The 21849-nt window shown below is 65.8% G+C and carries 16 protein-coding genes and 1 tRNA gene; 11 read left to right on the top strand and 6 right to left on the bottom strand.

Features of this window, described 5'->3' with window-relative positions; translation table 11 throughout:
- Positions 1 to 199: 199 nt before the first annotated feature.
- Both AAC067_RS12845 and AAC067_RS12840 read left to right on the top strand, forming a co-directional pair.
- Entirely contained in the window at positions 200 to 2110 is a 1911-nt protein-coding gene (locus AAC067_RS12845; RefSeq protein ID WP_339933126.1) for a ribonucleoside-diphosphate reductase subunit alpha, read from the top strand.
- Positions 2111 to 2281: 171 nt separating this feature from the next.
- Positions 2282 to 3160: a lipid A-modifier LpxR family protein gene (locus AAC067_RS12840; protein ID WP_339933124.1), complete on the top strand. Its 879-nt coding sequence runs from the start codon at positions 2282 to 2284 to the stop codon at positions 3158 to 3160.
- Here AAC067_RS12840 and AAC067_RS12835 read toward each other — a convergent pair whose 3' ends face one another.
- Positions 3161 to 4918 (bottom strand): gamma-glutamyltransferase family protein, encoded by a 1758-nt coding sequence (locus tag AAC067_RS12835; RefSeq protein WP_339933122.1) that lies wholly within the window; start codon positions 4916 to 4918, stop codon positions 3161 to 3163.
- A gap of 143 nt (positions 4919 to 5061) precedes the next feature.
- On the opposite strand from AAC067_RS12835, the gene AAC067_RS12830 reads away from it, so the two are divergent.
- Positions 5062 to 5138: transfer RNA gene (locus tag AAC067_RS12830), tRNA-Arg, on the top strand.
- Between the two features lie 187 nt (positions 5139 to 5325).
- On the opposite strand, the gene AAC067_RS12825 is transcribed toward AAC067_RS12830, so the two are convergent.
- Together AAC067_RS12825 and AAC067_RS12820 are read right to left on the bottom strand one after the other, a co-directional pair.
- Positions 5326 to 11874 carry an autotransporter outer membrane beta-barrel domain-containing protein gene (locus tag AAC067_RS12825; RefSeq protein ID WP_339933120.1) on the bottom strand — a complete coding sequence of 2183 codons (6549 nt, stop codon included), beginning with the start codon at positions 11872 to 11874 and terminating at the stop codon, positions 5326 to 5328.
- A 615-nt stretch (positions 11875 to 12489) separates the two neighbouring features.
- Positions 12490 to 14490 carry an ATP-binding protein gene (locus AAC067_RS12820; RefSeq protein ID WP_339933118.1) on the bottom strand — a complete coding sequence of 667 codons (2001 nt, stop codon included), beginning with the start codon at positions 14488 to 14490 and terminating at the stop codon, positions 12490 to 12492.
- A 319-nt stretch (positions 14491 to 14809) separates the two neighbouring features.
- On the opposite strand from AAC067_RS12820, the gene AAC067_RS12815 reads away from it, so the two are divergent.
- The 5 genes from AAC067_RS12815 (at position 14810) to AAC067_RS12795 (ending at position 16890) form a co-directional block, all read left to right on the top strand.
- Positions 14810 to 15196: a response regulator gene (locus tag AAC067_RS12815; protein ID WP_339933116.1), complete on the top strand. Its 387-nt coding sequence runs from the start codon at positions 14810 to 14812 to the stop codon at positions 15194 to 15196.
- 1 nt (position 15197) lies between these two features.
- Positions 15198 to 15566, top strand: coding sequence for a hypothetical protein (locus AAC067_RS12810; RefSeq protein WP_339933114.1), 369 nt, complete (start codon positions 15198 to 15200; stop codon positions 15564 to 15566).
- Between the two features lie 7 nt (positions 15567 to 15573).
- Positions 15574 to 16143, top strand: a complete 570-nt coding sequence (locus AAC067_RS12805) for a response regulator (protein ID WP_339933112.1) — start codon at positions 15574 to 15576, stop codon at positions 16141 to 16143.
- A 9-nt stretch (positions 16144 to 16152) separates the two neighbouring features.
- On the top strand, positions 16153 to 16620 hold the full coding sequence (locus AAC067_RS12800) for a hypothetical protein (protein ID WP_339933110.1): 468 nt from the start codon (positions 16153 to 16155) through the stop codon (positions 16618 to 16620).
- A 123-nt stretch (positions 16621 to 16743) separates the two neighbouring features.
- On the top strand, positions 16744 to 16890 hold the full coding sequence (locus AAC067_RS12795; protein ID WP_339933108.1) for a hypothetical protein: 147 nt from the start codon (positions 16744 to 16746) through the stop codon (positions 16888 to 16890).
- A 29-nt stretch (positions 16891 to 16919) separates the two neighbouring features.
- On the opposite strand, the gene AAC067_RS12790 is transcribed toward AAC067_RS12795, so the two are convergent.
- Positions 16920 to 18179: a D-amino acid dehydrogenase gene (locus AAC067_RS12790; protein ID WP_339933207.1), complete on the bottom strand. Its 1260-nt coding sequence runs from the start codon at positions 18177 to 18179 to the stop codon at positions 16920 to 16922.
- A gap of 217 nt (positions 18180 to 18396) precedes the next feature.
- On the opposite strand from AAC067_RS12790, the gene AAC067_RS12785 reads away from it, so the two are divergent.
- From AAC067_RS12785 to AAC067_RS12775, 3 genes are all read left to right on the top strand, one after another.
- Complete coding sequence (locus AAC067_RS12785) at positions 18397 to 18864, top strand: Lrp/AsnC family transcriptional regulator (RefSeq protein ID WP_339933106.1); 468 nt, start codon at positions 18397 to 18399, stop codon at positions 18862 to 18864.
- Positions 18864 to 19289 (top strand): GreA/GreB family elongation factor, encoded by a 426-nt coding sequence (locus tag AAC067_RS12780; protein WP_339933104.1) that lies wholly within the window; start codon positions 18864 to 18866, stop codon positions 19287 to 19289. Before AAC067_RS12785 ends, AAC067_RS12780 begins: the two co-directional genes overlap by 1 nt.
- Before the next feature lie 126 nt (positions 19290 to 19415).
- Positions 19416 to 19913: a nuclear transport factor 2 family protein gene (locus AAC067_RS12775; protein WP_339933102.1), complete on the top strand. Its 498-nt coding sequence runs from the start codon at positions 19416 to 19418 to the stop codon at positions 19911 to 19913.
- Positions 19914 to 20009: 96 nt separating this feature from the next.
- Here the strand turns inward: AAC067_RS12775 and AAC067_RS12770 are convergent, their stop codons facing one another.
- Together AAC067_RS12770 and AAC067_RS12765 are read right to left on the bottom strand one after the other, a co-directional pair.
- Positions 20010 to 21299, bottom strand: a complete 1290-nt coding sequence (locus AAC067_RS12770; protein ID WP_339933100.1) for a serine hydrolase domain-containing protein — start codon at positions 21297 to 21299, stop codon at positions 20010 to 20012.
- A gap of 270 nt (positions 21300 to 21569) precedes the next feature.
- A complete protein-coding gene (locus AAC067_RS12765) occupies positions 21570 to 21845 on the bottom strand; it encodes a metal-sensitive transcriptional regulator (RefSeq protein WP_339933098.1) in 276 nt (91 codons plus the stop codon).
- Positions 21846 to 21849: the final 4 nt, after the last annotated feature.

Genomic DNA, 21849 nt, shown 5'->3' with positions numbered 1-21849 from the left:
TCGTGATCGCAAAGCTCAACAGCCCGTCATGCCCCTGTCATCCGCTTTCCCACAGGCTCATCCCGCCTTCCGAAGCGATTCGGACAGAAAGTGATCGTCAAGCCCGTTGACGGGTCGTTAGCCATCTGCGCCCCATATGTGGGCTTGGGGAGCGCTTCGGCCACTAGATGATGTGGTCAGGGCGCGACGGCAACGATCAATGATTTTAGTTCAGGGCGAATTACCAATGGCTGGCGGCGAAGCTTTGAAGACGGTTGAATTCCAGTCGGTTGCGACTGCGGACACGACTGACCGGCCGCAGTTGTCGGTGGTGCCGTCCCTGCAACTGGACCGGTCGCGCGACGATCTGCTGACCGCCTTCGGCAAGAAGACCCTCGAGGATCGCTATCTGCTGGCGGGCGAGAGCTATCAGGACATGTTCGCCCGCGTCGCCACCGCCTATGCCGACGACGCCGGCCACGCCCAGCGCGTCTATGACTATATGTCCAAGCTTTGGTTCATGCCGTCGACGCCGGTGCTGTCGAACGGCGGCGCTGACCGCGGCCTGCCGATCTCCTGCTTCCTCAATGCCGTGGGCGACAGCCTGGACGGCATCCAGTCGGTCTGGAACGAGAACGTCGCCCTGGCCTCCAACGGTGGCGGCATCGGCACCTACTGGGGCGGGGTCCGGTCGATCGGCGAGAAGGTCAAGGGCGCGGGCCAGACCAGCGGCATCATCCCCTTCATCCGCGTCATGGACTCGCTGACGCTGGCGATTTCGCAGGGCTCGCTGCGGCGCGGTTCGGCCGCCGTCTATCTGGACGTGCACCACCCCGAGATCGAGGAGTTCCTCGAGATCCGCAAGCCGTCGGGCGACTTCAACCGCAAGTCCCTGAACCTGCACCACGGCATCAACATCACCGACGCCTTCATGGAGGCGGTGCGCGACGGGCGTACCTTCGACCTGCTGTCGCCGAAGGATCAGGAAGTCATCCGCACCGTCGACGCGCGCAGCCTGTGGCAGAAAATCCTCGAGATCCGCCTGCAGACCGGCGAGCCCTATCTGATCTTCTCGGACACGGTGAACCGCCAGATGCCGCAGCATCAGCGCGACCTGGGCCTGAAGGTGAAACAGTCCAACCTGTGCTCGGAGATCATGCTCCACACCGGCCGCGACCATCTGGGCGTCGACCGGACGGCGGTCTGCTGCCTGTCGTCGGTCAATGCCGAGACCTTCCTGGAGTGGCGTGAGGAGCCGAAATTCATCGAGGACGTGATGCGTTTCCTCGACAACGTGCTGGAAGACTTCATCCGCCGGGCCCCGCCGGAGATGGCCGCAGCCGTCTATTCGGCCAAGCGCGAGCGCTCGGTCGGTCTGGGTCTGATGGGCTTCCACTCCTTCCTGCAGGCCCAGGGCGTCGCCTTCGAAAGCGCGATGGCCAAGTCGTGGAACATGCGGCTGTTCAAGCATCTGCGTCGCGAGGCCGACAAAGCCAGCCGCCTGCTGGCCGAAGAAAAGGGGGCCTGCGAGGATGCGGCCGAGCGCGATGTGATGGAACGGTTCAGCCACAAGCTGGCCATCGCCCCGACCGCCTCGATCTCGATCATCTGCGGCGGCACCTCGGCCGGCATCGAACCGATCCCGGCCAACATCTATACGCACAAGACCCTGTCGGGCTCGTTCGCCGTCAAGAACCCCTATCTGGAGAAAATCCTGGCCGGAAAGGGTCTCGACACCGAGGCCATCTGGTCGTCGATCCTCGAGCACGAAGGCTCGGTCCAGCATCTCGATGAGCTGACCGACGACGAGAAATCCATCTTCAAGACCGCGTTCGAGCTGGACCAGCGCTGGATCGTCGAACTGTCCGCCGATCGCACGCCCGAGATCTGCCAGGCCCAGTCGATCAACCTGTTCATCCCGGGCGACGTCAACAAATGGGACCTGCACATGCTGCACTGGTCGGCGTGGGAGCGGGGCCTGAAGTCGCTCTACTATCTGCGTTCCAAATCGGTGCAGCGGGCCGCCTTCGCCGGCTCCGAGGACAAGGCCGAGGTCGAGTTCGACCCCAACCAGCCCGACCTCTTCAGCGCCGCGCCGACCGACTACGATGAGTGCCTGGCCTGCCAGTGACGGCACGGTACCGGCCCGCAGGGGCCGGTACCGGTTGATCCGTTCCGTCTCCGGTGGAACCGCCACCCCGCCGACCCGTTTGCATTGGGACGAAAATGTGTGTTGGCGGACCGGGGATTCTGGTAAAGGATTCCCATCGCTAACGGACTGAGGGGGCCGTTGATGCGTCTGGTGACGATCTTGACCGGAATGGGGATGGCGCTGATCTGCGCCAGCGCCGATTCGGCCGAGTCCCAGACCGCGCCGACCTCCTGGATCGTCGATACCACCGTCGCCCCGGATGCGGCACCACCGGCTACCGTCGCCGACCTGCTGATCCAGCTGGATCGCACCCTGCCGTTTGGCGGGCTGGACGGGGACGGCTTCAGCCCGTCGTTCGACACGTCGGCCGGGCTCGTGGACCCCGCCACCGGGGTGGCCCCCCGCGCCATCGATCGCCGCGACATCTGGTTCGAAACCTCCGAATTCACCGACCGTCTGCGCCTGCGGACCGAGGGCGCGCTACGCCGCGCCGACGGGGCCCCTGTTCCGGTCAGTCCGCTGGAACCGGCGGCGCTCGAGGCCGAACATTATGACCTGAGCTATATCCGCGGCTGGCCCGCGACCCTGGGCTATACCGCCTCGGGTCTCGAGGTGACCCTGATCCCCCACGCCGGCGTCGGCGTCGGCACCCGGGGCGGCACCGCCGAGGCCGGGGCCATGCTGCAGATCGGGACCGACATGGAGCGGCTGGTGCCCGCCGGCCGGGAAGCCTTCGGCGAACGGGCCCGCTGGTACATCTATGCCGCCGGATCCGGTCGCGCGGTCGGCTATAATTTCGCCCGCACCCGGGACGGGGATTTCGCCCGCTCCGGCGTCAGCCACGACTCCAGCAATTTCATCGGAGACGCCTCGCTGGGCGTCGCCTTCCGCAAGGGCGACATCCAGAGCTCGATCGGTCTGGTCTATCGCGAACTGGGCCCGTCGGACCTGCGCGTCGGCCAAGGGGTCGATACCGATGTGTCCGAAGGCCTCATCGCCTTCCAGCTGTCGATCAAACCCGACTGGTGATCAGGGCCTGAGCGCCAGAGCGACCGACTCGACCACGCCCTCGCGCCGGTCATCGGCCCCGCCGTCCCAACGACCGTCGCGCCAGATCCCGCCGTGCAGACCCGAATTCTCACTGGCATTGGGACGCAGCACGATGCCGCGCGCCGCCAGCTCTTCTGCCAGCCGGGCGGAAAACCGCTCGGTATCAGCCCCGAACCCGTCACCCTTGGCTACCAGATTGGGCAGGTCGAAGGCGGCCTGGACCGGCAGGTTCCAGTCCAGAACCGCGATCAGGGCCTTGGCATTGTAGGCCAGGATCGACGAGCCGCCCGGCGAGCCCAGGGCCCCGATCAGCCGCCCCTGACGATCGAGGATGATGACCGGCGACATTGACGAGCGCGGCCGCTTGCCCGCAGCCACGGCATTGGCGACCGGTTCCCCGTCGAGCCGGGTCGGCGCGAACGAGAAGTCGGTCAGCTGGTTGTTGAGAAAGAAGCCGCCGCTCATCCGGCCCGAGCCGAACACGCTCTCGACCGTGGTGGTCATGCTGACGGCGTTGCCGGCGGCATCGACGATAACGAGATGGGAGGTACCGGCGGGCTCGGCGGTGGCGTCTGGGCCCCGGAACACACCGCCGGGCGGCAGGCCGGCCGGGGCCGCGCCCCGCAGGCCCGGGGCCAGGGCGGCGCGGTCGGCGACATAGCCGGGATCCAGCAGGCCGGCGACCGGCACCCCGACGAAGCCCGGGTCGGCGACATAGCGATCACGGTCGGCGTACATCAGCCGCTGCAGCTGGGCGAAGGCGGTCCAGGCCGCGGCACTGTCGGGACCCCGGTCGATGTCCGGGATCTGTTCGGCCATGGCCAGTAACTGCAGCAGGGCCACGCCGCTGGACGGGGGCGGCGGCACACAGACCACATAGACGCGGTAGGGTCGGCACAGGGCCCCACGCTCGATCGGCTGGTAGGCGGCGATATCGGCCGTGGTCAGGCCGCCGGGCCGGGGCGCTTCGGCCACGGTGGCGGCGATCCCCTCGGCGATCGGGCCGCGATAGAAGGCCTCGGCCCCGCCGGTGGCGATCCGCGCCAGGGTCGTGGCATAGGCCGGATTGCGCAGCCGGTCGCCCGCGACATAGCGGCCGCCGTCGGGCCGGGTGAAATAGGCCTCGGCCCAGCGGGTGCGGGCCTGACCGCCACGGCCGGCGATGAAGCCCGCCAGGCGCGGGCTGACGATGAAACCGTCGCGAGCCAGGGTTTCGGCGTCGCCGAACAGGTCGCTCCAGGCCAAGGTGCCGTGGTCGCGCTGGGCCTGGCCCAGCATGGCCACCACGCCGGGCACGCCGGTCGAGCGACCGCTCAGCACCGCGTCCCTGAAATCCAGCGGCCGACCGTCCTCATAGAATAGGCGGTCGGTGGCCGAAGCCGGGGCCGTCTCGCGCCCGTCATAGGCGGTGACCTCGCCGGTGCTGGCGTCGAAATGCATCAGGAAGGCCCCGCCGCCGAGGCCCGAGGACTGGGGCTCGACCAGCCCCAGCACCGCCTGCACCGCCACCGCCGCATCAACCGCAGAACCGCCGCGTTGCAGCACCGCCATTCCGGCCGCGACCGCCAGGGGATTGGCCGCGGCGACAAACGGCCCGCGGGCCGGGGCCGGGGGCCCCACCGGGGCGACGCCCACCGCGGGATCAGTCCGCAAGCCCGGCAGGCCCCCACAGGCCGTCGTCACGGCCAGGACGGCCGCAAGGGACAGGACGACGAGCGACGAACGGACAGGGCGCATGGACGGTCTCGGGAGGGACGACGGACAGGCTCCAGACCTAGGCTGCCCTCCCCGCTTCGCCAAGCCCGCAAAAACTCCCCGAACCCGCTTGCGCCGCGCCAATCGAGCGGCTAGATACCCGCCCTCGCCGTAAAGGCCTGTGCGCACCCGTAGCTCAGCTGGATAGAGCACCAGACTACGAATCTGGGGGTCGGGCGTTCGAATCGCTCCGGGTGCGCCATTTTCTTTGTAAATTCAGCCACCTGATGGCCTTTGACTTGGCGGTATGCTCGCCGTCACGTTGTAAATCGGCCCGGCGAGACGCGCCTTGCCACTGGATTTGCGGCGCAATTTCACGAACACGAGTCTGGCGTTCACTGATGCGGGGCCGCATGGCCTCCGGCGTGACTGCCGCAGATCCCGCGGCTTCAGAACCGCCAGTTCAGGGTCGCCGACAGGCTCTGGGCGGTGTGGTCGCCGGCGTGGCCGGTCCAGTCCACCTTGAGCGCCATGGTCTCACTGAGCGCCAGATAGCCGGACAGTTCGGCGACGAGGGCGTCCTCGTCGACCGGCAGGCCGCGCACGGTGAAGGCGGTGCCGCCGGCGAAGGCCTGGGTGGTTTCGGCCGTCAGGTCGCCCGAGGCGTGACGCCAGCCCAACCGTGCCCCAAGGGTTCCGTTGCGTCCCGGGCCGTCATCGAAGCTGCGGCGCGCGCCCAGACCCAGGGTGGCGAAGGTGACCGCCTGGTTCTGCTTGCGCACTGACAGGGCCCCGACGCCGCCGGTCTCGGTGAAGGCGTCGGTTTCTGTGCGGACATGGGCGATGGAGGCGAACGGCTCGATCACCGCCGCCCCGACCGGGACGGACCAGGTCGCCTCGGCGAAGGTCTGAAGGGTCTCGGCGCTATAGTCCGCTTCAAGGTGCTCGGCGAAACCGGGGAAGATCGCTGTACGCTTGGTCTCGATATCGTCCCAGGCCGCCGAAACACCGGCGGAGAGTGTGAAGGCCCCCCATTGTCCCGAGCCGTAGGCCGCCAGCTGGTAACCGTCGCGATCAGCCTGTCCGGACCGGAGTGAATCGTGGGTCGCGCTGTCGGCCCCGGCGGCGACGCCCAGCACCAGTCCCGGTGCCGCAACGGCTTCGGCCCCCAGCCACAGGCCACCGGTCCGGTTGCGCAAGGACGCGGCATTGCCGTCGGTCGCCATATGGCCGAGCGAGCCCTGGGCCCGGGCCCACATCGACACACCGCGGACATCCGTCCCGACATCGCGCAGGCGCTGGCCGACCATGCCCCGCACCTGGCCGCTGTCCTCGATCATGGCCGAGCGTACCGAGCCGTGCAGTTCGCCCGACAGCTGGTCGAAAGCCAGCCGGGCGTTGTCGGCGTTCAGCGTGACCAGGGCGCTATACAGGGGCGTGCCCCAGCCGCCGGCCTCGATCGCGTCGGCGGTCGATTGCTGGTTGAAGGTGTGTCCGACGCCGGCGAAGGAGACGTCGTTACGCTCGAGCACCAACCGGACCGCGTTGGGGTCATAGGTGAGACGGGTCTCGAGGAAGGCGTAGTCGGAATCCACCGCGTCAAAGGTGCCGGTGACCCCGCCGACCGCGGTCAGGATGGTGTAGCTGCTGACCGGGGTATAGACGCCGCTCAGGCCGATGTGCTGGACCGTGCCGCCGGCGATGGTGGCGGTGCCGGCCACGGCGATCAGGTCGCTGGCGCTGCCGGCCGGGTCGACCTCGACCTCATAGACCGAGCCGGCCGCGATCGTCAGATTGCCGGCGACGTTCAGGGTGCCGATGGAGTTGCCGGGCGCGAGGGTCCCGCCGTCCCCCAGGATGAGGCTCCCCACCTGGCCCGAGCCGCCGATCCGGCCTGCGGTGCTGACGGTTACCTGGCCGCCAAGGGCACCGTTGATCCGCAGCAGGCCACCCAGCACCGAAGTCGCTCCGCCGAAGCCGGAGGAATCCCCGGTCAGGGTCAGAGTGTTGGCACCCGACTTGCCGAAGTCGCCCGCCCCGGACAACACCCCGGTCCAGACCAGATCAGCGGCCGGGTTGAAGTTGAAGGCCGCGCCGGTATCGATCGTCACGTCGCCCGCGAAGGCGGCAGCTCCCACCGTCAGGGCGCCGGTCCGGACGGTCCAGTCCATGGTGTTGGCACCGGTCAGGGTTAGGCTGCCAGCGCCATCCTTGATCGTGGCACCGCCGCCGGCGATGGTGCCGGCGAAGATCGCATCCGTCGTCTGGTCGAACACCATGGTCGCATCGTTGGCGATGTCGCCGATCAGTGAGGCCGTATCGCCGACCAGGGTGCCGTTGCGAACCTCGACTCCGCCGCCATAGCTGTTGGTGCCGGTCAGGATCAGGGTCCCAAGATCGGTCTTGACCAGCTGACCAGTGCCGGTCAGGGCCGAGGCGATGGTCGCGGTCATGCCCGCGCCCGCCGCCGTGCCGTCGCCGACCCGGATCAGGGTCTCGGCCGCCGCCAGCTCAACGGCGTCGCCGGTGACGCTGTAGCCGTCAACCGCGAACTGCATGCCGGTGACGCCGATGCCGGGGCCGTCGACGGTGACCGTTCCGGCCGTGGCCTGAAAGATGGCAAAGCCGGGGTTGGGCCGCATGGCGCTGCTGACCAGGCCGTCGGCCGTGGCCCAGGTCTGGCCGCCGACGCTCCATGTCCCGTCGCCGCCGTCAATGGCACCGTTGTCGTGCAGGGTGGGGTCGCCGCCGTCCCAGAACAGCAGGTCCTGCCCCGCGGCGCTGATCAGATTGATCCGACCGGCCACCGAGGTCTGAACCGCCAGATCGCCGGCCACAACCCCTGTCGGGGTGGTGCCGACGACCAGACCGTTGTCGGTCAGGCCGCCGCCATAGCTGATCAGCCCATAGACCCCCGCGCCGAAGCCGCCCAGGTCGGTGACATTCACGGTTCCGTCCAGCACCAGGTCGCCGCCGACGGCAAACAGCACGTCGGGCGCGGGCGCGCCCATCGCCACATTCACGCTCGAGACCGAAGACAGGCTCAGCGACCCCATGGTCAGGGTCTGGCCCTGCACGCCGACCAGGGCCCCCGCCCCGACCGAGACCGCGCCGAGCACCGTGCCGGACCCGCCCAGCGAGCCGCCCGAGACCGTGACGTCGCCACCAAGACCGCCGGTGACCCGAAGGTCGCCCCCGGAAACCGCCGTCGGACCGCTGAAAGCAGAGCTGTCGCCGGTCAGGGTGGTCTGGCCGGCCAGGGCATGGATCGTGCCGATGCCGGAAATATCAGCGTCCAGCGCGAAATCGGGACTGGTGTGATTAAAGACGATCGCCCCCGTGCCGGGCCCGAAGGTGATCGTCGGCGTGTCCAGCGACCCGGCGGTGACCGCCGCATCCCCGGCCGCCGCGCCGATATTGAGTGTGCCGGTGCCGAGGGTGTCCCACGCCAGGGTCACCCCGTCCGCCTCAACCGCGCCGCCATCGGCGATGGTCAGTGTGCCGCTTCCGAACTCGCCGACAAACAGCTCCTCGCTGTTGGTCCAGGTGCTGCCCGCGCCGGTGACCATGACGGTCCCGATGGTGCCTGTGTCAAAGCCGATCGAGCCATAGGTGTTGGAGACCGTGCCGCCGTCCGCGACGGTCAGTGTGCCATCGCCGTAGTCGCCGACATACAGCTCCTCGCTGTTGGTCCAGGTGCTGCCCACACCGGTGACGGTAACCGCGCCCGTCGAGCCTGTTTCGTAGCCGATCGAGCCATAGGTATTGGAGACCGCGCCACCGTTTTCGATGGTCAGCGTCCCGTCGCCGTAATAGCCGACAAACAGCTCTTCGCCATGGGTCCAGCTGCTGCCGGCACCGGTGACGGTGACCGCGCCGGTGGCGTCTGTATCAAAGCCGATCAGGCCATACTCATCGGAGACCGCGCCGCCATTCGCGATAGTCAGGGCGCCGTTGCCGAGATAGCCGACCAACAGATCGACGCTATGGGTCCAGGTGCTGCCCACACCGGTTACGGTGACGGTCCCGATGGCGCCTGGATAAAGGCCGATCAAGCCATACTCATCGGAGACCGCGCCGCCGTCCGCGATGGTCAGGGTGCCGTTGCCGAAAAAGCCGACCAATAGATCCTGACTATGGGTCCAGGTGCTGCCCACCCCGGTGACGGTGACCGTGCCGGTGGTGCCCGTATCAAAGCCGATCAGGCTATTCAGACTGGAGACCGCACCGCCGTCCGCAATGGTCAGCGTGCCGTCGCCGGCGTTGCCGACAAACAGGTCGTCGCTATTGGTCCAGCTACTGCCCGCACCGGTGACGGTGGCCGCACCGGTGGAGCCTGTATCGTAGCCGATATAGCCCAGTGTATTGGAGACTGTGCCGCCGTTCTCGATGATCAGCGCGCCGCTGTCGCCGGTCTGATCGCCGACCACGAAATCGGCCGCCAGCGCCACGGAGCCGCCGTCGAAGGTCAGGGATCCGTCGCGCACCGTGGTCAGGCCGGTCCAGCTGTTGGCGGCGGTCAGCACCAGTTCGCCGTTGCCGATCTTCTCGAACGGCCGGGGGCCATTGAGTTCGGAGATCACGCCGGATTGCGTGGCCGATCCGGTCAGCACCTGAAACTGGGTGGTGTCGGAATCGATGACGATCAGATTGGCGATGCTCACGCCGTCGACATAGTCCACGACCGAGCCGGTCGTGGTCAGGGTCGAGGTCCCCAGCGCCGTATCCGAGCCCAGCGACAGCGTGCCGCCTTCCAGCAGGGTGGCACCGGTATAGCTGTTGTCACCCGACAACCGGGTCCATCCGGCCAGCAGCCGGATCGTGCCGGCGCCCGAAACATCGGCGTCCAGCGCAAAATCGGGACTGGTGTGATTGAAGACCAGTGTGCCCGTGCCGGGCCCGAAGGTGATCGTCGGCGTGTCCAGCGACCCGGCGGCGACCGCCGCATCCCCGGCCGCAGCGCCGATGTTCAAGGTGCCGGTCGCGGTGGCGGTCACGGCGACGATCACCCCGCTCGCACTCACTGCGCCGCCGTCCGCGATGGTCAGCGTGCCGTCACCGATGTAGCCGACAAATAGACCGTTGCTATTGTTCCATGTACTGCCCGCGCCGGTGACGATGACCGTGCTGGTGGAGCCGGAGTTGGCGCCGATCGTGCCCAGCGTATTGGAGACCGTGCCGCCGTCCGCGATGGTCAGCGCGCCGTCACCGAAATTGCCGACCTGCAGACTGCCGCTATTGGCCCAGCGGCTGCCCACACCGGTGATGGTGACCGTGCCGATGGAGCCGGAGCCGGCACCGATCAGGCCATACTCATCGGAGACCGCGCCACCATCCGCGATGGTCAGGGTGCCGTTGCCGAAATAGCCGACCGACAGCCCGCTATGGGTCCAGGTGCTGCCCACGCCGGTGACGGTAACGGTCCCGATGACACCTGGAAAAAAGCCGACCGCTCCAACCAGACCGGAGACCGCGCCGCCGTCCGCAATGGTCAGGGTGCCGTTGCCGGAATAGCCGACAGCCAGATCATCGCTATTGGTCCAGGCGCTGCCCGCGCCGGTGACGGTGACGGCCCCGGTGGAGCCGGAGCCGTAGCCGATCCCGCCATCCGTATTTGAGACCGCGCCGCCGTCCGCAATAGTCAGGGTGCCGTTGCCGGCGTTGCCGACAAACAGATCGTCGCTATTGGCCCAGCTACTGCCCGCACCGGTGACGGTGGCCGCACCGGTGGAGCCTGTATCGTAGCCGATATAGCCCAGTGTATTGGAGACTGTGCCGCCGTTCTCGATGATCAGCGCGCCGCTGTCGCCGGTCTGATCGCCGACCACGAAATCGGCCGCCAGCGCCACGGAGCCGCCGTCGAAGGTCAGGGATCCGTCGCGCACCGTGGTCAGGCCGGTCCAGCTGTTGGCGGCGGTCAGCACCAGTTCGCCGTTGCCGATCTTCTCGAACGGCCGGGGGCCATTGAGTTCGGAGATCACGCCGGATTGCGTGGCCGATCCGGTCAGCACCTGAAACTGGGTGGTGTCGGAATCGATGACGATCAGATTGGCGATGCTCACGCCGTCGACATAGTCCACGACCGAGCCGGTCGTGGTCAGGGTCGAGGTCCCCAGCGCCGTATCCGAGCCCAGCGACAGCGTGCCGCCTTCCAGCAGGGTGGATCCGGTATAGCTGCTGTCGCCCGACAACCGGGTCCATCCGGCCAGCAGCCGGATCGTGCCGTCGCCGGAAATATCGGCGTCCAGCGCGAAATCAGGACTGGTGTGATTGAAGACCAGTGTGCCCGAGCCATCCCCGAAGATGATCCTTGGCGTGTCCAGAGACCCGGCGGCGACCGCCGCATCACCGGCCGCCGCGCCGATATTGAGCGTGCCGGTCGTGGCGGCGTCCAACGCGAGCTTTACCTCGCCGGCCGTCACCGCGCCGCCGTCCGCGATGGTCAGGGCACCGTCGCCTGATTTGCCGAGATACAGCCGGTAGCTATTGGTCCATAGGCTGCCCGCGCCGGTGACGGTGACGGTGCCGGTGGAGCCTGCGAAAAGACCGACCGCTCCGACCAGACCGGAGACCGCGCCGCCGTCTTCAATGGTCACCGTGCCGCTTCCGTATTGGCCGACCCACAGCTCGCTGGTATTGGTCCATATGCTGCCCGCGCCGGTGACGATGACGTCCCCGGTGGTGCCGGTGCCGAAGCCGACCGCGGCATACGCATTAGTGACCGCGCCGCCATTGCGGATGGTCAGAAATCCGGGGCCGACGTCGCCGACCCGGAGATTGCCGCCGAGCGTCCAGTGGCTGGGTTGGGTCGACGGCGGCGCGCCGGTGCCCAGCCCGTCTCCATCGACGATCTCGTGGTCGCCATTGTCGATGATCTCCTGCGCCATCGCTGTCCGGGGCGCGAAGACGAGAACCGCTGCGACCAGGGCGGTCGAACACAACAAGGCGCGCCGTTGACCCTTGTGGGCCTGCCCGGAATCCCGATGGTCGGTTGTCATTATCACGCCCCCGATACGCTACAACCCGGGCGAACTCCCCATTGGCCAGACCGCGGCGGGGTTCCCGAGATGCTACACAAGTCTTACGGCTGCATGGATTGTGCCATGCGCACGTCTGCCCGCCAGTCACATTGGCCGCACAGACCTACGCCATCCCGGAACCATGAGTAGAGTACTACCAATTCGTAAACGCCGCAAAACAGTGGAATCCAACCCCCGGGAAAGCCAGGGTCATTCGCGATTGTTCTGTGAGTTTTCGACCGCGCCAATGGCCCGTGGATCGCATCACTTCATCGGGCAATTCTCAGTTTTTTCAAGACAGTACTCTGATGAGAGATCGCGTTCTGCCCAGACGTGTTTCGGGGGCGTTCCACGCCCGGCCGGAAGCTTGCGAACACCTGCGGGTGGGGACATCAAGACATTCAAGCCCCCTGCCCTTCTCGCCCGGAGCGCGCAAATATCTCCTGCTGATTGAATTTGGCCGCGCCACGGTTCGACCTGCCCGCGGTAAGCTGCGGCGTTCTGACCGTGGGCGATACTGTCTGATCAGGTGCGAACTCATGTCCCCGAGGTTGGAGACACTGGCGCGGACCCCAGGGACTCCTTCAGGGCGATTCAGTGCACCCCAAGCGCGAGCGCGTCAGGTCGGCGGGTGTCGGCGGCCCCGAGGAAGCGGTCGTCGTCGATCAGGATCGACTGGGTGCTGCCCATGGTCGAGGACGGGCGGACGGTATGGCCCCGGGCCTCCAGCAGCCGTTCGATGTCGCGGGAATAGCCGCCCTCGAGCTCCAGCGGCCGGCCGGCGCTGACCAGCTCGACCAGGCTTGACTGGGGCATCGCGAACCGTTCGCCGCAACATTCGACGATCAGGGCCGATACAATGGTCAGGGTCAGCGGAATGCGGATGGTGAAGCAGGTGCCGCCGCCCTCGACCGACGTCAGCTCGATGGCCCCGCCGATCTTCTCGATATTGGTCCGGACCACATCCATACCGACACCGCGTCCGGAAACGGACGTGACTTCGGAGGCGGTCGACAGCCCGGGCAGGAAGATCAGCTGACGGGCCTCAATGTCAGACATCTGCTCGGCCTGCACCGGCGTCACAATGCCCGAAGCCAGTGCCTTGGCGCGCAACTTCTCGGCCGGGAGGCCACGCCCGTCGTCGGAGATCTCGATGACGATGGCCCCGCCTTCATGGCGCGCCTGCAGAGTGATGCGCCCGGTCTCCGGCTTCCCGGCCGCGAGCCGTTCCGCCGGAGTTTCCAGGCCGTGATCCGCGGCGTTGCGGATCATGTGCGTCAGGGGATCCTTGATCAGTTCGAGAACCTGGCGGTCCAGCTCGGTGTCCTGACCGTGCATGCTCAGGTCGATGGTCTTGCCCAGATCCTGGGCCAGGTCGCGAACCAGGCGGGGCAGCTTGGCCCAGGCTCCACTGATCGGCTGCATCCGCGTGGTCATCACGCCTTCCTGCAACTCGCTGGTGACCTGGTTGAGCCGGTTCAGGGGGGCGGCGAACGCGCTCTCGGGCTCGAGACGAAGCGTCTGGATCAACTGGTTCCGGATCAGAACCAGCTCACTGACCACCGTCATCAGATGCTCCAGCGCATCAACGCTGACGCGGATCGTCTGGGCCGGTCCACTGCCCTCCCCGTCGGGCTTGGTCGCGACTGCGGCAGGCGGAGAGGTGGATACAGATGCGGTTGCGGGCGTGGGCATGGGGTCCGGTATCGGGTTTGGCGGGGCAGGCACCAGTGAAGGGGTGAGATCAATCGTCGACGGTTGGTCAGCCTCGGGAGCGATCACCACCGCCGGCGCTTCTTCGAGCGCGGCCGGGGCGTCGACGGGGCGGAGAGCCAAGGTCCGCAGTTGCGCGATCGGGGCATCGGCGACGTCGAGTTCACCCATGGCGACGACCATCATGTCGAAGATTGTGATGACGTGTTCGCCAGTCACCAGGCCGTCGCTGATATCCGCCAGGGCCTGTTCGAAGGCTTCAGAGGCCTCCCCCTTGCGGGCCAGGCCGCAAAGACTGTCACGCATTGCGGCCTGAAGGCGGTCAGGATCGGCATGCCCCACCAGAAAGCCGAACCGGGCGTCGGACTGCATGCGAACCAGAACGGATTCCGCTGCGGCATCGACCGTCGCATCCCCCCCCAGTTGCTCGATCAGATTGCGCCCGTCGACAACCGCAACCGGAGCCGGATCGGCCTCCGCCGCCGGCAACTCGGTCTGGCCGCACTCACCCGCCAGGAAGGCCTCCATTCGGGCAATCAGGGCAGAATCGTCGCCGGCAGGCTCGCCGCCGGTGGCAGCCAGTTCGTCCGTAATCAAACGGATCAGGTCGACCGTGTCGAGAACAGCCGTCACCGCCGCCGGCGTCACCGCCAGTTCACCGTCACGGAACGCCCCCAGTACATTTTCGGCGGCGTGGGCGACATTCTGCAGTCGGGACAGTCCCAGAAACCCGCAAGTGCCCTTGATCGTGTGAATCAGGCGGAAGATTCCACCGAGCGTCTTCGGATCATCCGGCGATTGCTCGAAACGAACCAGCTCACTGTCGAGTGCCTCCAGGCCCTCGCGGGTCTCGGCGATAAAATCTGCAACCAGGTCGTCCAAGGGCCACCCTCGCGTCGGGATCACCGGACCAGACCGGCAACGCTATTGAGGGGCGTTTTTGGTGAAGCAAATATTAACGATGAGAATAAACCACCAGACACCTATGTATTGTTCAAATTCTGCTGACTATAAACGTCGATTCTCGATACCCAAAGCCCATTATGTTGCACCCAGGGTCTATATTGTTACGTCATTCGTTCATTAGTTGCCGTATAAATACGTTACATGCTCGCTTTTCGACTAGCGTTACTTTTTATTATAGATTTTTAGCCATCTCTACTCTTCGATATTGCTCAATCCACACAGAGAGAGTCCTGTAATGTCCGTCGACAAATCCATGAATGTGCTCGTCGTCGACGACTACAAAACGATGATCCGCATCGTGAGGAATTTGCTCGAGCAGCTCGGCTTCAAGAATATCGACGAAGCCCTCGACGGCCCTTCGGCCCTCGAGAAGATCAAGCACAATGAGTACGGGCTGATCCTCTCGGACTGGAACATGGTGCCGATGACCGGGTACGAACTTCTCAAGGCTGTTCGGGCCGAACCCCGCACCCGGAACACGCCGTTCGTCATGGTGACCGCTGAGGCCAAGACCGAAAACGTCGTCGCCGCTCGCCAGGCCGGCGTAAACAACTACATCATCAAGCCCTTCACCCTTGCAGTATTGAAGCAAAAACTCACTACTGTTCTAGGAGAAATTTGAGATGATCGAAGACGAGGCAGGCGAGATTATCGCCAACATCCGTCGGGAAATCGAAACTGCCACGGATACTGTACTCTGTTCAGTCGAGGAAAGTCTGGACAAGTTCCCCGCCGCCCGGGCCGGTGACGTAGAGTCGCTCGCGCGAATTGAGCAACTGATGTTCACCATTCTCGAGGCATGCGCGTTTCAGGACCTGACGGGCCAGCGCCTAACCAAGCTTCGAGACTTGCTTTCGGCCCACCCGCTTCAGGCGGTCGCCGCCGATCCGCTGTTGAACGGCCCCGCCCTCGCCGGTGAAGGCGTGGGCCAGGCGGCGGCTGACAGTCTGATGGACTCCGTCGATTCCTGGCAATCCGACCCGAATTCCTGACCCGATCATGTCGACACCTGCAAAGCGTCTCGATCTCAAACGAGCCAAAGCCCTTCTGGTGGATGACAATCCGCAGTCGCTGGAGTTGCTGTCCCAGGTTTTGACGGGCTTTCGCATGCGCGAAATGAAGACCTGCCGCGACGTCACCGAGGCCAAGGACATTCTTGTCACCCAACGGTTCGACCTGATCCTGATCGACCTCGACATGCCCGGCGAGGACGGCCTGTCCCTGGTGCGCCATATCCGGTCGGAACATCAGTTGCCGAACTATACGGCTCCCATCATGATCCTGCACGGGTTTACACCCGCATTCATGGTCAGCCGGGCCCGCGACGCCGGGGCCAATATGGTGGTTCGCAAGCCCATCGCGCCCTCAATCCTTCTCAGCCGGATCGAGTGGATCGCCCGCAATGATCGCGAGTTTGTCGCGGCGGAAAATTACCATGGGCCTGATCGCCGCTTCCGACAGGTTCCGCTCTCCGAAGACTGCGCAGAACGTCGGGCTGATGCGCTGGCGCTCGTGGCCGATCCAACCCGCGCCCTCTCGCAGGACGATATCAGTGCCCTGTTCGGCTAGGAGTCCGTTTTGAAAACCGCCCGTATTTTTACGCCGGAGAACCGTCTGGCGCGCCACCTGCGGCAGGGCGGCCCTACGCCGGCCGAACTGATCGCCGAGGCGGACAGTCGTGTGACGGCACTGGCCGGATCCATTCGCGTATTCGTCACCGGAAAATTGCAGGAAATCGTGGCCCTGTGCGATCAGAGTGACGACGTTCTCTTCGCCAAGTCCGACTCCATTTCCGGCCTGGCGATGAATGTCGCCGAGGTCGCCGGGGCCGCCAGACTGGACGCGCTCGGCGACGTGGCGCGCGGCGTGATCACGATGATCGAAGGACTGAAAACGCTCGGTGTCTGGCACACGGACGCCCTTCGCGTTCACATCCGCTCACTGAGTCTGCTGAACCCGGGGGCCGCGCCGATGAGCCCGCAGGACCAGGCCCAAATCGTGGAAAATCTGAGGGATATGCGGCAGTCGATCGGCCTTACGGCCTGATCGGGATCCCGGCTCAAGGGCGCGGCGTGACGAACAGGACCTCGGCCGGTCGCGAGGGGCTCCACCCTCACCTGAAACGCTCGATCCTCAACCCGCTCAACCCGTCCGGCGTCACCGCTGTCGATGCCGAGGCGGGCACGGTCACCATCGACCACGGCCTTCACCGCCTCCACCCCTGTGCTCGCTACCGCCAAGGTTGGAGACCGGGTCGCCTTCGACGTCTCGGTCCACGACGGGGTCAACGAGATCACGGCCCTGCGACCGCAGTAGCCGGGCGCTACCGGAGCCGGAGAGGCTCGTCAGTTCGATGAATACCTTGCCAGGGACAGGTCGGCGAATGCGATGTCGGGATCCGTATTGCTGACCAGATCGGACAGCAGCTTTGCCGACCCGCAGGCCATGGTCCACCCCAGCGTGCCGTGGCCCGTGTTGACGTAGAGGTTGTCGATCGCGGTCCCACCCACGATCGGCGTGCTGTCGGGCGTCATCGGCCTCAGGCCCGTCCAGAATGCGCCCTCGCCCACGTGTCCTGCGTCAGGGAACAGGCTGGAGAAGGAATGCAACAGGGTCCGCGCCCGGCCGGGATTCAGGCTTTGGTCGTATCCGGCGATCTCGGCCAGCCCGCCTATCCGGATGCGATCACCAAGGCGGGTGATGGCGACCTTGTAGGTCTCGTCCAACACGGTGGAAACCGGCGCACGTTGAGGGTCGCTGATGGGGACGGTGAGGGAATAGCCCTTCACGGGCACGACGGGCAGGTCCAGTCCGACCTGCCGTACAAGCTGACGTGAGCCATGGCCCGCGGCGACGACAAAGGCATCGGCGACAACAGGGTCGTGGTTGGTCATGATCCGGCGAACCGCGTGACCCTCGAGCTCCAGGGCATCGACCCGGGTGTTGAACCTGAACTGAACACCGAGAGTTTCGGCCAGACGCGCCAACGCCTGGGTGAACATGAAGCAGTCTCCGGTCTCGTCATCCGGCAAGCGCAGCCCGCCGGCGATCTCGACAGGCGATTGCGCCAGGCCCGGCTCGGCCAGCTCGCAGGCCTTTCGATCCAGAAGTTCAAACGGGATGTCGTATTCGCGAAGGACAGCGATGTCGCTGTCGGCGGCGTCCAGCTGCGCCTGGGTGCGAAACAGCTGCAGGGTTCCCAGGGCGCGTTCGTCGTAGTGGATAGCCGTATCCTGGCGCAGCTGCTGCAGCACGTCGCGGCTGTAGCTGGCTAGGCGCACCATGCGGGCCTTGTTGATCGCGTATCGCGCCGGGGTGCAGTTCATCAGCGTCGAAAAGAGCCAGGCCGCCGTGTCCCGTTCGAACGGCCGCGAAACGATCAGGGGCGCATGCCGCATGAGCAGCCATCGGGCCGCCTTGGCAGGCACGCCGGGCGCGGCCCAGGGCGAGGCGTAGCCTGGCGAAATTTCCCCCGCATTGGCGTAGCTGGTTTCCAGTCCCGGAGCCTCCCGGCTTTCGATGACGGTGACCTCATGTCCGGCCTTGGCCAGAAAATAGGCCGTCGTAACGCCGATTACGCCCGCGCCCAGAACCACGACCTTCATAATGCTTGCCTCGTCGTCTTTGATGTCGATACGCTGAAGCCGGCACCAGGCCGGGTCATGCTTGTCGCGCGCAGGGCGACCCGGCACGCAACTTTCCCGCACTTCAGGATAAATAATCCGCAGAATGTACCGGTGCTGGGCTGGGGAATGGTGGCTTTGCGTCACCAAAAGTGCTGATTGTGGGCTGAAACCAACCGATTCAACCGGTGAATGGCAGATGCGTCCCCATAAGCTGGATGAAATCGATCAACGGCTTCTGCGAATGCTGCAACGTCACGGACGACGATCAAACGTCGATCTCGCGCGCGACCTCGGCGTTTCGCCTTCGGCCTGCTCTCGCCGGATCCGGCTGCTGGAGTCCCGCGGCGTCATCCGCGGCTATCAGGCCGTGCTGGGCGCAGCCGCGCCCGAGACTCCATTGGTCGCCCTGGTGAGCGTTACGCTGGAGAAGCAGACCGAGGAGTTCATGAGGCGTTTCGAGGCTGCGGTGCGACACCACCCCGAAATCGAGGAATGCTATCTGATGACCGGAGGCTCGGACTATGTGTTGAAGGTCTCCAGCGCAGACACCAAGGCGTACGAAGCGATCCATTCGACGGTGCTGTCCCGCCTGCCCGGCGTGGCCCGCCTGACATCGAGCTTCGCGCTTCGAGACGTCGCGAAAACGACCGGGTCCGATCGGTGATGCCCGACTCGGTCGCCGTCGCGTCGCTGCCGGAAAATCCGCCCCTGATCCTGGCCGAAACTGAAGTCCGCCGGCTGTCGGTGCTCGCCAGTCTGAAGCAGGGCTATGACCACGTGAGTGCCGGCCTGTTGAAGCGGGAAATCAACCGGGCCCAGATCTGCAAGGACGCCTATGTGCCGCCGCAGTTCGTGCGCATGCATTCGATCGTTCGGTTCAGTCACGCGGGCGTCCATTCGCCGGACGTCCCGCTGGTGTATCCGTCCGAGGCGGATCCCGCGTCCGGCATGATCTCCGTTCTGTCGTGGGAGGGGGCGGCCCTGATCGGCCTGTCCATGGGGGCGACGATCTGGTGGCCGTGCGACCAAGGCGAGGCGCGACCGGTTTCGGTGATGCGGGTCACGCCGCCCGATCGTTTGCATTTCTAGCCTTGAGGGCGGCTGTCCGCCAACGACTGGCGCAAGCGGCGGATGGCCGTCAGACCAGCGAAATTTAGCAAGCGACAAGTCAACGGTTCGCGCTAGGCTGCGGCCTGAACCTTTCCGGAGTCCCTCATGATCCGCCTTGCCCTGGCTATCCCGGCCGCTCTCGTCCTGCTCATCACCCCGGCCGCCGCTGCGATTGTCGCGCATGATCCGGCCCCCGCGGCCGCTACCGGCGATGACATTGAGGCCGGGGCCGTAGCGGCCGCGGCGGTGGTCGACGCCTTCCATGCCGCCCTTGAGCACGGTGACACAGCGGCGGCGCTGACCCTGCTGTCGGACGATGTTCTGATCTTCGAAGAGGGCGGCGCGGAGCGATCGAAAGCCGAATACACGGCCTCCCACCTGGCCGCAGACGCCGCCTTCAGCGCGGCGGTTCCGGCGGTCCGCACGCGCCGGTCCGGCCGGTCCGGGCCCGACCTGGCCTGGATCAGCAGCGAAAACCGCACCACCGGCGTCTATCGCGAGCGGGCGATCGACCGGATCGGGACCGAGACCATGGTCCTGCGCCTCACCCCGGCTGGCTGGCGCATCGTGCATATCCACTGGTCGTCGCGCGCCGCCAGCTGAGACCGGCGCGAGGAGACCGGGCCCGGCCTCGCCGCCATGGCGGCGAGGATATTTCCGGCCATTCGGGCAGAAGTCGACGTCGCCGTCTCCCCTTCCCTAGGTCAACGGAATGGCATCGGATTTTCGGCGTCGCGCCAACCGCCAGACAAGGATGAAGGTCAGCAGGAACGCCAGGCCGGCCCCGATAGCGACCCACTTCAGCGTCTGCTGAAACTCCATGGTCACGGCCAGGAAATCGACCTTGCCCGAGGTCCAGAACACCCATTCGCCGCCGAGCCGGGTGGCCATAAGATCGTTGCCGGTTTCCAGGAGCACGAAACCATCGCCGGTCGCCGGGTCCAGTCGAACGGCCGTGTTGATGGCCGGTTCATTGTCGCCGTCGTGGCCGATGATGAAGTCGCCGTTGTTGTTTGGCGCATAGAGCATGACACCAAGACCCCAGATGTCCGCCCCCATCTGGGCGGCGTGCGGCTTGCGCATGGCCTGCAGGGTTTCGGGGCTCAACACCCCGCGTCCCGCCGGCTCACCGGTTGGGCTACCGGTATGGGCGGCGATGAGGCGCGCCATGTCGCCCGCTGACGTGTAGAGCGATGTGGCGGCCAGCGATGCAAAGCGGAAATGCGTCGCCGGTGAACCGTCGACATCATAGAATTCAGCGACGTTGGCGGCGGGCTCATCCAGAATATAGGTCGACCGCGTCATGCCCAGTGGCGTGAAAATGGTCTGCGTCATGTAGTCATTAAAGGTCAATCCGGACACTTCCTCGACGATGAGCTGCAACAGCGTGTAGCCCCCGCCGGAGTACTGGAACCCGCTGCCGGGCTCCATGCCCACCCGGACAGAGCCGCCCGCACCGGGCGAGGCGTCGGCAGCCCGGGTCAAGGAGTCCTCGAGGGACTGAACCGGCGTCCCTGGCGGGAAACCGGCATAGCCGAGTCCGTCGGTCAGTCCGGCCGTATGGCTCAACAACCGCCTGACCGTCACCTTTTCGTTGTCGAAGTCACCGGCCGGCAGCTGCCAGCGAGTGAGGTAGCGGGACACGGGTACATCGAGATCGATCCGGCCCTGTTCGACCAGAGCCATAACCCCCCAGGCGGTCACCCATTTGCTGAGCGAGGCAACCTGGAACTGCGTATCGCGGTCAACGGGTGCGCCCCTCGATACGAAATGCTCGGTGACCGGCACGCCGCCGTCGATCAGAATGAAAGCGGCATTGCCCTTCGAGTCCTGGTCGAGTCGGGCGGCGATGGCCGAGGCGAACTGCCGGGTTTCGCCCGCGGGAACAAGCCGCTTGCGCCCCCAACCCTCGATGGCCCCAAAGCCGACTACGGCACCCACGAGTACCGCTACGAGCAACGCAGCCAGGAATGATTTGATAAAGCGCATCACTGTCTCACCTCTTTAAATATCGTCTGAGCCAGCTTCACTGGTCGTCTGAATTTGACAGGGCGTTAGTCAGACCGGAGTCGCGATCTGCGTACCGCGACACACTCCGGGAGGCCGACCGGAAGTTCAAGGTAACCGGCGCGAGCTTGACCATAACCATGCCGGATGGTGCCGATCTGCCACCAAGCCGGCCTGTCTTCGGGTCATATCTTGCTGGATCGGCACCTGCCGCGTTCCGGGGTCGAAGAAGCCAGGGAGCGGGCCTTGGGCCTAGCGGGTGGCCCGACCGAGCAGTTCAATCAACTCTGTCGCCTTGGCCTTGCGATCGGCCGGATCGTCGCCGGTCATCGCGCCCATCACGCAGTGGTCGAGGTGGTCCTTCAGGACTTCAGTTTCGACGCGCAGCAGGGCCGCTCGCACCGCCTGGAGCTGGGTCAGCACGTCCACGCAATAGCGGTCCTCCTCGACCATGCGCGCGATCCCGCGCACCTGCCCCTCGATCCGGTTCAGGCGGTTGATCAGCTTGGGCTTCGCCTCGGTCTGCATCCAA

The sequence above is a fragment of the uncultured Brevundimonas sp. genome (assembly GCF_963977465.1).
Taxonomy (GTDB): domain Bacteria; phylum Pseudomonadota; class Alphaproteobacteria; order Caulobacterales; family Caulobacteraceae; genus Brevundimonas.
The sequence above is the reverse complement of the archived record's forward strand: the minus strand, read 5'-3'. Positions and strand labels throughout refer to the sequence as shown.

Bases quoted from the DNA above. Each gene is read 5' to 3' on its own strand.
- AAC067_RS12845 (WP_339933126.1), top strand. From the start codon at position 200: ATGATTTTAGTTCAGGGCGAATTACCAATGGCTGGCGGCGAAGCTTTG.
- AAC067_RS12835 (WP_339933122.1), bottom strand. From the start codon at position 4,918: ATGCGCCCTGTCCGTTCGTCGCTCGTCGTCCTGTCCCTTGCGGCCGTC.
- AAC067_RS12825 (WP_339933120.1), bottom strand. From the start codon at position 11,874: ATGACAACCGACCATCGGGATTCCGGGCAGGCCCACAAGGGTCAACGG.
- AAC067_RS12815 (WP_339933116.1), top strand. From the start codon at position 14,810: ATGTCCGTCGACAAATCCATGAATGTGCTCGTCGTCGACGACTACAAA.
- AAC067_RS12810 (WP_339933114.1), top strand. From the start codon at position 15,198: ATGATCGAAGACGAGGCAGGCGAGATTATCGCCAACATCCGTCGGGAA.
- AAC067_RS12805 (WP_339933112.1), top strand. From the start codon at position 15,574: ATGTCGACACCTGCAAAGCGTCTCGATCTCAAACGAGCCAAAGCCCTT.
- AAC067_RS12795 (WP_339933108.1), top strand. From the start codon at position 16,744: ATGCCGAGGCGGGCACGGTCACCATCGACCACGGCCTTCACCGCCTCC.
- AAC067_RS12790 (WP_339933207.1), bottom strand. From the start codon at position 18,179: ATGAAGGTCGTGGTTCTGGGCGCGGGCGTAATCGGCGTTACGACGGCC.
- AAC067_RS12785 (WP_339933106.1), top strand. From the start codon at position 18,397: ATGCGTCCCCATAAGCTGGATGAAATCGATCAACGGCTTCTGCGAATG.
- AAC067_RS12780 (WP_339933104.1), top strand. From the start codon at position 18,864: ATGCCCGACTCGGTCGCCGTCGCGTCGCTGCCGGAAAATCCGCCCCTG.
- AAC067_RS12775 (WP_339933102.1), top strand. From the start codon at position 19,416: ATGATCCGCCTTGCCCTGGCTATCCCGGCCGCTCTCGTCCTGCTCATC.
- AAC067_RS12770 (WP_339933100.1), bottom strand. From the start codon at position 21,299: ATGCGCTTTATCAAATCATTCCTGGCTGCGTTGCTCGTAGCGGTACTC.
- AAC067_RS12765 (WP_339933098.1), bottom strand. From the start codon at position 21,845: ATGCAGACCGAGGCGAAGCCCAAGCTGATCAACCGCCTGAACCGGATC.